8 protein-coding genes and 1 pseudogene are annotated in these 9124 nt (G+C 71.8%); 4 read left to right on the top strand and 5 right to left on the bottom strand.

Features of this window, described 5'->3' with window-relative positions:
• Window positions 1-562 (top strand): annotated as a pseudogene (locus E7Z54_RS23430) (hypothetical protein); the annotation flags it as partial.
• Window positions 555-2129: a fatty-acid--CoA ligase FadD1 gene (fadD1, locus tag E7Z54_RS17985; RefSeq protein WP_136436055.1), complete on the top strand. Its 1575-nt coding sequence runs from the start codon at window positions 555-557 to the stop codon at window positions 2127-2129. The pseudogene E7Z54_RS23430 and the gene fadD1, both read left to right, overlap by 8 nt.
• A 9-nt stretch (window positions 2130-2138) precedes the next feature.
• On the opposite strand, the gene E7Z54_RS17980 is transcribed toward fadD1, so the two are convergent.
• Window positions 2139-3095 (bottom strand): helix-turn-helix transcriptional regulator, encoded by a 957-nt coding sequence (locus E7Z54_RS17980; protein ID WP_240769765.1) that lies wholly within the window; start codon window positions 3093-3095, stop codon window positions 2139-2141.
• Window positions 3096-3157: 62 nt separating this feature from the next.
• Here E7Z54_RS17980 and E7Z54_RS17975 point away from each other — a divergent pair, with 62 nt between their 5' ends.
• On the top strand, window positions 3158-4189 hold the full coding sequence (locus E7Z54_RS17975) for an ABC transporter ATP-binding protein (protein WP_240769764.1): 1032 nt from the start codon (window positions 3158-3160) through the stop codon (window positions 4187-4189).
• On the top strand, window positions 4186-5001 hold the full coding sequence (locus E7Z54_RS17970) for an ABC transporter permease (RefSeq protein ID WP_136436054.1): 816 nt from the start codon (window positions 4186-4188) through the stop codon (window positions 4999-5001). Before E7Z54_RS17975 ends, E7Z54_RS17970 begins: the two co-directional genes overlap by 4 nt.
• Before the next feature lie 28 nt (window positions 5002-5029).
• On the opposite strand, the gene E7Z54_RS17965 is transcribed toward E7Z54_RS17970, so the two are convergent.
• The 4 genes from E7Z54_RS17965 to E7Z54_RS17950 form a co-directional block, all read right to left on the bottom strand.
• Window positions 5030-5854, bottom strand: a complete 825-nt coding sequence (locus E7Z54_RS17965; protein ID WP_136436052.1) for a purine-nucleoside phosphorylase — start codon at window positions 5852-5854, stop codon at window positions 5030-5032.
• 14 nt (window positions 5855-5868) lie between these two features.
• A complete protein-coding gene (locus E7Z54_RS17960; protein ID WP_206056373.1) occupies window positions 5869-7278 on the bottom strand; it encodes a YncE family protein in 1410 nt (469 codons plus the stop codon).
• 37 nt (window positions 7279-7315) lie between these two features.
• The gene (locus tag E7Z54_RS17955) at window positions 7316-7765 is read right to left on the bottom strand and encodes a gamma-glutamylcyclotransferase family protein (RefSeq protein ID WP_136436050.1); all 450 of its coding nucleotides are present in this window, start codon (window positions 7763-7765) and stop codon (window positions 7316-7318) included.
• A 73-nt stretch (window positions 7766-7838) separates the two neighbouring features.
• Window positions 7839-9026, bottom strand: a complete 1188-nt coding sequence (locus E7Z54_RS17950; RefSeq protein WP_136436049.1) for a S8 family peptidase — start codon at window positions 9024-9026, stop codon at window positions 7839-7841.
• Window positions 9027-9124: the final 98 nt, after the last annotated feature.

The raw sequence follows: 9124 nt of genomic DNA, 5'->3' as shown, positions 1-9124 counted from the left end.
CGTCGTGGCCGTCATCTCCGCGGTGCCGCTGGTCGACGGGCTCGCCGCGGCGAGGCTGGCGACGCGGCATCACACGTCCGCCCAGCTGCTGACGTCCACCGGCCGCGGCGTGGTCTCCGCGGTACGTCGCCGGGCGGGCCGCGGCCCCGCGATGATCCCGGTCGTGGCGCCCCCCGGCCAGGTCGGCGCGCTCACCCTGCCGGGCGCGTACGAGGACTACCTCTCGATCGCCGGACCGACGTGGCGCAACGAGGTCGCGGCCGACGTCGTCATGGAGCTCGGCACCCGCGCCCCGGCGAAGGACGCGCGGAGGCTGGCCGTCCCGTGGCTGGTGCAGATCGCCGACTTCGACAACAGCGCCCCGCCGTACGCGTCCGCCAAGGCCGCCTTCGCCGGCCGTGCCGAGGTGCGCCACTACCCGGGCGACCACTTCGATCTCTTCCCGGGCAAGCCCTGCCACGAGCTGGCCGTCGCGCACGCCGTCGCCTTCCTGCGACGCCACCTGCCTGCTCCCTCCCCGTCCCAGTCCCACCAGGCAGCACCGGAGCCGTCCCATGTCTGACACCGTCCAGGCTTTCCTCCTCCAGCACGCCGAACGCGACACGCCGGGTCTGAAGCACCAGGGGCAGGTGTGGAGCTGGCGTGACTACGTCGGCGAGAGCGCCGCCCGCGCCCACCTGCTGCATGCGATGGTCGACCCCGAGCGCCCGGTCCACGTCGGCGTGCTGATGAAGAACACCCCGGAGATGGCGATGGCCATCGCCGCCGGCGCGATCGGCGGGCACGTCACGGTCGGCATCAACGCGACCAGGCGGGGCGAGGGTCTCGCCTCCGACGTCCGCCGGGCCGACTGCCAGGTGCTGCTCACCGACGACGAGCACATCGGTCTGCTCGACGGGCTGGACCTCGGCGGGGCGAGGGTCGTCAACACCGACGAGGACGCGTGGCGCCGTCAGGCTGCGGACGCGCCGCGCTCCACCGACCGGTTCCGCACGGTGGAGACCATGGACACCTTCATGCTGATCTTCACCTCGGGCACCAGTGGCGACCCGAAGGCGGTGCAGGTCGCCAACTTCATGGTGGTCCTGTCGGGGGCGACGCTCGCCGACAAGTTCTCGATCACCCCCGCCGACGTCGTCTACTGCTCGATGCCGCTGTTCCACAGCAACGCGATCCTCGCCGGCTACGCGGTGGCCGCTCAGTCCGGCGCCGCGCTGGCCGTGGCGCAGTTCAGCGCGAGCAGCTTCGTCGACGACGTGCGTCGCTACGGCGCGACGTACCTCAACTACGTCGGCAAGCCGCTGGCCTACGTCCTCGCCACTCCCGAACGCCCGGACGACAGGGACAACCCGCTCCGGGTCGCGTTCGGCAACGAGGCCTCCGATCGCGACATCGAGCAGTTCGCGGAGCGCTTCGGCTGCACGGTCTGGGACGGCTTCGGCTCCACCGAGACCGCGGTCATCATCACCCGCACCGACGACACGCCGCCCGGGTCGATCGGCGTCCCGTTCGACGGCGTCGCCGTCTACGACCGCGAGACGCGGCAGGAGTGCCCGCGGGCGGTCTTCGACGAGCACGGCCGGGTGACCAACCTCGATTCGGCGGTCGGCGAGCTGGTGAACACGACCGGCGCCGGCTTCTTCGCGGGCTACTACAAGGACGCGAAGGCCACCTCCGACCGGCTCGACGGTGGCATGTACTGGTCGGGTGACCTCGCCTACCGGGACGAGAAGGGGTTCGTCTACCTCGCCGGCCGCACCAGCGACTGGTTGCGGGTGGACGGCGAGAACCTCGCCGCCGCTCCGATCGAGCAGATCCTGCTGCGCCACGAGGCGATCAGCCAGGCCGCGGTGTACGGCGTCCCGGACGAGCGGGTCGGCGACCAGCTCATGTGCGCGCTGGTGCTGCGGGACGGGGCGGCGCTCACCCCCGATGCGTTCGAGGAGTTCCTGGGCGCCCAGCGGGACCTCTCACCGAAGGCGTGGCCGCGCTACGTGCGGATCGCCGAGGAGCTGCCGAGCACGGCCACCAACAAGGTGCTCAAGCGCGAGCTGCGTGCCGAGGGCACCGATACCGCCGACACCCTGTGGATCCGAGGCGAGAGGGATCGCGACTACGCCGCACGCTGAGCACCCGGCTCAGCGGGTGGCCTCGGTGAACCGCCGCGCCACGCGGGCGAGGAGGTCGACCAGCTCGGGGGGCGTCTCGACGGCGAAGTCGCAGTCGAAGTTGGCGAGCACCATCACCGGCCAGTCCAGCGTCTCGGTGTTCATCGACAGCACGCAGGCGTCGGCGCCGGCCGGCTCGACGTCGCCCCACCGGCCCAGGTAGGCCCCGACGGCCGCGGCCGGCGCTGCCATCCGAACCCGCACCTGGTAGCGCTGCGGCTGGTTGCGCAGACCGTTGCGGACGAAGGTGACCGCGTTCCCGCCCGGGATCTCGCGGGGGCGGAACCGCTGACCGGATGTGGCCGGGGTGCCGGCGACCCGGTCCACCCGGAAGGACCGCCAGTCCTGCCGGTCGCGGTCGTAGCCCACGAGGTACCAGCGTCGGCCGAGGTTGACCAGCCGGTGCGGCTCGACCCGGCGGCCGGTTGCAGTGCCGTCGGCCGCGGTGTAGTCGAAGGACACCGGCTCGTCGTCCCGGCAGGCCTGGGCGAGCGTGGTCAGCACGGCGGCGTCGAGCCCCGGCCCACCGTCGGTCCACGGCAGCCCCTCGGTCTGCGTCTTCAGGGCGTCCATCCGGCGGCGGAGCCGAGGCGGCATCAGCGCGATCACCTTGGTGAGCGCCTGCACCGCGGTGTCCTCGAAGCCGGGGACGCCGCCGTTCGCCGCCGAGCGGAGGCCCGCCGCGATCGCGACCGCCTCGTCGTCGTCGAGCAGGAGCGGGGCCAGGCTGCCACCGGCCCGGAGCTGGTAGCCACCGGCGGCGCCCCGGACGGCGTCGACGTCGTACCCCAGGTCGCGGAGCCGGTCCACGTCGCGGCGCAGGGTGCGCTCGCTGACCTCCAGTCGGCCGGCGAGCTCCCTGCCGGACCAGAAGCGATGGGTCTGGAGCAGCGACAGCAGCCGCAGCATCCGCGCGCTCGTGCTCACGGCTCCCAGTCTAGGCAGAATCAGGACAGAACCTGACCGGAATGCCTCCTAGCGTGGTCGTCATGGAGACGAACCACATCAAGACTGGCGGCGGCCCGGTGATCCGCACCACCGGCCTCACCCGCCACTTCACGCGCAACAAGCAGACGATCGAGGCCGTGCGTGGGCTCGACCTGGAGGTCGCGGCCGGCGAGCTGGTCGCGTTCCTCGGACCGAACGGGGCCGGCAAGTCGACCACCTTGCGCATGCTCACCACGCTCATCGCCCCGACCGCGGGATCGGCGGAGGTCGCCGGGCACGACGTCGTCGCGGACCGCGCCGCGGTCCGACGCTCGATCGGGTACGTCGGCCAGGGGAACGCCGCCGGCCACCAGTTCCGCGGGCGCGACGAGCTGATCTGCCAGGCGCGAGCGCACGGCCTGTCGCGGAGGGATGCGCGGATGCGCAGCGACCAGCTGCTCGAGGCGTTCGATCTCGGCGAGCACGCGGACCGGCCGGTGTCGCAGCTCTCCGGCGGTCAGCGCCGGCGGCTCGACGTGGCGATCGGGCTGGTCCAGGAGCCGGCGATCCTGTTCCTCGACGAGCCGTCGACTGGGCTGGACCCCCAGAACCGGGTCAACCTGCAGGAGCAGGTGCGGCGGCTCAACCAGGAGCTGGGCACCACGATCGTGCTGACCACGCATTACCTGGAGGAGGCCGATGCGCTCGCCGGCCGGGTCATCGTGATCGACCACGGGAAGGTGATCGCCGACGACACCGCCGCCGGCCTGAAGTCGGCACTGGGCGACCTGGTCTCGATGGACTTCGCGGACGCCGACGCCGCGCACGCGGCGGCGCAACGGGCCGACCGGATCCCCGGCGCGCAGGTGACGGTCACCGACAGCCATGTCGCAGTCCGGGTCCCGTTCGGACGGGACGCCGCGCCCGGGCTGGTGGCCGAGCTGGCGGGCGCGGGGATGCCGATCGCCCGGCTGGAGGTCGTCGGACCGACCCTCGACGACGTCTTCCTCAACCTCACCGGACGGAGTCTGCGTGAGTCCGACAACACCGGCCCCGTCGTCGACGGCGCCGCCACCGAAGGAGAGGCAGCATGACCATCCAGATCGAGGCGCCGGTCGCGTCCGCGTCCCCCAACCGTCGTGCCCCTGTGGCGGCGAAACGGGTCGGCCTCCTGGCCGACATCGTGAACGTCCTGGTCCGCGAGCTGCAGCCGGTGCTCCGCCAGCCCGCCTCCGTGCTGTTCGCCATGGTGCAGCCGCTGGTCTTCCTGGGGCTCTTCGCGCCACTGCTCCCCGCGACCGCCGACGGCTCGGCACTGCAGTGGTTCGTGCCGGGCATCGTCTCCATGACCGCCTTGATGAGTGCCTCGTTCACGGGCGCCAACCTCAGCGAGGAGATCATCAGCGGCTCGTTCGAGCGGCTGCTCGTCTCACCGGTGCGGCGCTCCGCGCTGATGATCGGCAAGGCGCTGCGCGAGATGGTCCCGCTGCTCCTGCAGACCGCGATCATCGTGCTGGCGGTGGCGCCGTTCAGCTTCGACCTGCACGTCGGTGGGGTGCTCGTCGGCGTGCTCGTGCTGGCGCCGTTCAGCGTCGGTCTGGGCTCGCTCAGCCTCGCGCTGGCCGTGGCGGCCAAGGAGCAGGCGTGGGTGTTCTGGACGGTCCAGCAGACCGTGATCTTCCCGTTGCTGCTGCTCGCCGGGGTGTTGCTCCCGCTGGACGGCGCGCCGGGCTGGTTGCAGACCGCCGCCGACCTGAACCCCCTGAAGTACGTCGTGGAGGCGGAGCGTGCGCTCTTCGACGGCTCGTTCCCGATCGAGACGGTGGCCGCCGGCTTCGGTGCGTCGGCGCTCGTCGGCGTGCTCGGCCTGTGGGTCGGGGTGCGGACGATGAACCGGGCGAGCTGAGGAACCCGTCGGTCCAGTCGGGCCGCCGTCAGATCAGCGGGACGACCCTGCCCAGCAGGTCGCCCATGCGGCTGGCGGCGGCCCGTCCCGCCTCCAACACCTCCGCGTGGTCGAGTGGGTCGCCGCTGATGCCGGCGGCGAGGTTGGTGACCAGGCTGATGCCCAGCACCTCCATGCCGGCCTCACGGGCGGCGATCGCCTCGAGAGTCGTGCTCATGCCGACGAGGTGGCCGCCGATCGCCCGCACCATGCCGATCTCGGCCGGCGTCTCGTAGTGGGGACCCGGGAACTGCACGTAGATGCCCTCGTCGAGCGACGGGTCCACGGTGCGGCACAGCTCGCGCAGGCGCTGCGAGTACAGGTCGGTGAGGTCGACGAAGCTGGCGCCCACGATGGGGGAGCGGCCGGTCAGGTTGATGTGGTCGCTGATCAGCACCGGCTGGCCGGGCTCCCAGGTGTCCTTGAGCCCGCCGCAGCCGTTGGTCAGCACGATCGCGTGACAGCCCGCCGCGGCCGCCGTACGGACGCCGTGGACGACCGCCCCGACGCCCCTGCCCTCGTAGAAGTGCGTGCGGCTGAGGAACGCGAGCAGGAACCGGTCACCGCTCTCCCCGGGAAGCCGGATCGACCGGACCTTGCCGGAGTGGCCGGCGACGGCGGCCGCGGCGAAGCCGGGCAGGTCCGTCGCGTCCAGCTCGGTGGTGTTCTCGCCCGTGGGATCGAGCGCCTCGGCGGCGGGCAGCCACCCGGAGCCGAGCACGAGCGCGATGTCGTGTCGAGCCACCCCGGTGAGGTCGGCGAGGCGGGAGGCGGCCTGATCGGCCAGGGCGTACGGCGTCGGCGACTCGGTCACGGACCGGAGCCTAGTCACCAGCTGGCGACGACGTCCTCGCGCACGTAGCCGTGGCGCACCCGCTGAGGGTGGTTGCCGACGTCGGCGTAGGCGAGCTCCTTGCCCGTGGACGGGTCGAGGACGGCGACCGCATCGGCCTCCGACAGCGAGATCCAGCAGGTGTCGTCGACACCCTCGGTGGTCCAGTACGGCTTGCCGTAGCTGTGGCCCGTCGTCTCCTTGTCGAAGATCAAGTAGTTCCCTGTCTTCCGGTCCACCAACGCGGCGTAGTCGTCCATGGTGCCGGCGACGCAGAGCGTCGAGCCGTTCTCGTTGATCGAGAGGCCGTGGTGGGCGGAGTCGTTGACGTACAGCTCGCGCGGCATCAGCGGCACCCGGTTCGGGAGCGGGATCAGGCGGGTGACGGCGCCGACGGCCGGCTCCTGCACGCGGCCGAGGATGTAGTCGGAGCTCTGGTTGAGGTCACGGGCCCGGGTGTCGAACTCGACGAGCCCGTGGAAGAACGAGACCTGGAAGTAGACGAACCGCTCTCCCGCTGCGATCGCCATCGGCCGCACCGCGCCGCTCATCTGCGGGTGGCCGGCCTCGGCCAGCTCGCGGCCGATGTCCCAGCGGCGCAGGATCGAGAAGTCGGAGGCGCGGACCACCTGGAACCACCGGTCGCCCTTGAGCTCGTCGAGGAGCGGGTCGTCGCCGGGCGTGTAGACCTTCCCGATCGAGGCGTGGAAGATCCGCTCGCCGTCGCGCGTGTAGCTGTTCTCGTGCGGGGTCTCGCCGGACTCGAAGGTTCGCATCCGGTCGCCCATCTGCACCCGGGTGCCGTCGGCGAGGGTCTCGTCCACCATCGAGTACTCGATCACCTGGCGGGAGGTCGAGTCGGAGACCAGCAGGCGGCGACCGTCGGGGGAGAGGCCCATGTGGTCGCTGCGGCGCCCGTCCATCGGCTGCTCGCGGACGATCGAGTCGGCCTCCCCGGCCGTCGCCTTCGCGATGTCGATCCAGACGACGTCGGCGAAGCTCGGCCGCGACACCGCCAGGTACCGGCCGTCGAGTGTGGTGAACATGTCGTCGACGTACTGCGCGTGTCCCTCGCCGGGACCGGCCTGGATCGCGAGGTAGTACGCGAGCCACTCCGGGTTCTTGGCGATGTCGGCCAGCTCCTGCACCTTGTCCGGGATCAGGTCCACCTGCTGCGTGAGCACCTCGTAGGTGCGGGCGTCCATGACGGTCGCCGTGCCGTCCCAGTTGTTGCCCACCCACATCACGTCGCGGAGGTCCGAGGGGGCCTTCGAGGCGGCCGCTGGCTTCACGTCCGGGGCCGGGGCGGCCGGCGCGGCCGGCAAGGGGAGGGTGAACGTGATCGCGGCAGCGGCGAGGGTGGTGCCGCCGGCGATCAGACGGGCGATCCGGGGGGAGATGCGCATGAGAGCCTCAACGAGAGCCAGGCGGTGGTGGTCACGCTCAGCCGATGGAACGGCAGGGGCGGGCGCGCAGCGCGGCCACGTAGTCCGCCGGTGCGTCCGCCGACTCGGCCGCGGCCGAGAGCACGCCGAGGTACGACGCCGAGGGGAGCCCGCCCTCGTACGCGTCGAGCACGTAGGTCCACGCCACCACCTCGCCGACCATCGTCGAGACGCGGACCTTGGTCTTGCGGTAGAGCCCGGAGTCGGCCGACTCCCACTGGTCCAGGCTCGGCTCGTCGAGGGGGCTGACGTCGTACACGGCGACGAAGACCTGCTCCAGCGGGTCCTGGACGATCGTCGCCAGCGCGCCGTCCCACCCGTGCTCCTCACCGCCGAAGGTGAGCCGCCAGCCGGTCAGCCAGCCGGTGGTCTGCAGGGGTGAGTGGGGGCACCGCTCGCCCATGCGCGCGGGATCGAGGTTGGTCCCGTAGGCGGCGTACGACGTCACGGCCGACAGGCTAGTGGCTTCGAGGCTCTCCGCGCTCGCGGCGCAGCCTCCGTGACGTCGTACGCCGCAGGGATCAGGGGCCGGTGTAGAGCAGGTCGTTGTTCGGCGTCGCCGGCTGGCACAGGATGAGCAGGCAGGTGCGCTCGGTGTTGCTGATCTTGTCCTTCGTCGTCGATCCCAGGATCGCCGTGCTCACCGCGCTCGGAGAGGCAGTCGGGTTCGACTGCAGGTAGAGCGCTGCGGCGGCCGCCACGTGCGGGGAGGCCATCGAGGTGCCGCTGATGGTGCTCGTGCCGTTGCTCAGCCACGCCGAGGTGATGTCGACGCCGGGCGCGAACAGGTCGACGCAGGTCCCGCGGTTGGAGAAGCTGGCGCGGGCGTCGTTGCGGTCGCTGGCGGCGACCGTCAGCGCCTCGCCGACCCGGGCCGGCGACTTCGTGCACGCGTCGGTGTTCTCGTTGCCGGCCGCGACGGCCATCGAGACGCCGTCGCTGATCACGCGGCGCACCGCGGCGTCGAGAGCGCTCGACGCGCCACCGCCCAGGCTCATGTTGGCGACCGCCGGGCGGCCCGCCTGGTGGTTCGCGGCGACCCAGTCGAGCCCGGCGATGACGCCGGACGTGGTGCCGGAGCCGGCGCAGTCGAGCACCCGGACGGCGACCAGTCGCGTCTGCTTGGCCATGCCGTAGTCGGTGCCGCCGACGGTGCCGGCGACGTGTGTGCCGTGCCCGTTGCAGTCGGTGGCGTTGCTGTCCCCGTCGACGGTGTCGGTGCCGTGCACGGCTCGACCGCCGAAGTCCGGGTGGGTGGTGAGGATGCCGGTGTCGACGACGTACACGTCGACGCCCGCGCCGGTGCTGCTGTAGGTGTAGGCGTTGTTCAGCGGCAGGTTGCGCTGGTCGACGCGGTCCAGGCCCCAGCTCGGGGTCGGGCTCTGGGTGTCGCTGGCGCGGACCGTCCGGTCCATCTCGATCGACGCGACACGGGCGTCGCCGCGCAGGGTCACCAGCAGGGCGTCGGTGAGGGTCGCCGCGAAGCCGTTGAGGGCGTGCTCGTAGACGTGGGTGACGGTCCCGCCCTGCTGCGTGACGAGGGCGTCGGACACGGCTGCCGGATCGGCGGTCGGCTCGAGCGTGACGATCACGTCCAGCAGGGAGCCGGAGCTGGCGCTCGGGCCGGCCTGGGCGGACGGAACGGGGAACAGGGCCGTGCTCGCCACTGCGACCACGCAGGCAAGCACGTATCCGAGAATCCGAGACATCGGTGAAGCATCTCCTTGGTTGGGGGATCGGCGGCGCCCGTGCGCGGCCGGAGCGGAGTACGGCTGCACTCTGCCCCGAAGGAGACGCACGACACAAG

The sequence above is a fragment of the Nocardioides sp. genome (assembly GCF_004803405.1).
GTDB classification, from domain to species: domain Bacteria; phylum Actinomycetota; class Actinomycetes; order Propionibacteriales; family Nocardioidaceae; genus Nocardioides; species Nocardioides vastitatis.
This window is presented reverse-complemented; position numbering and strand designations above follow the sequence as displayed.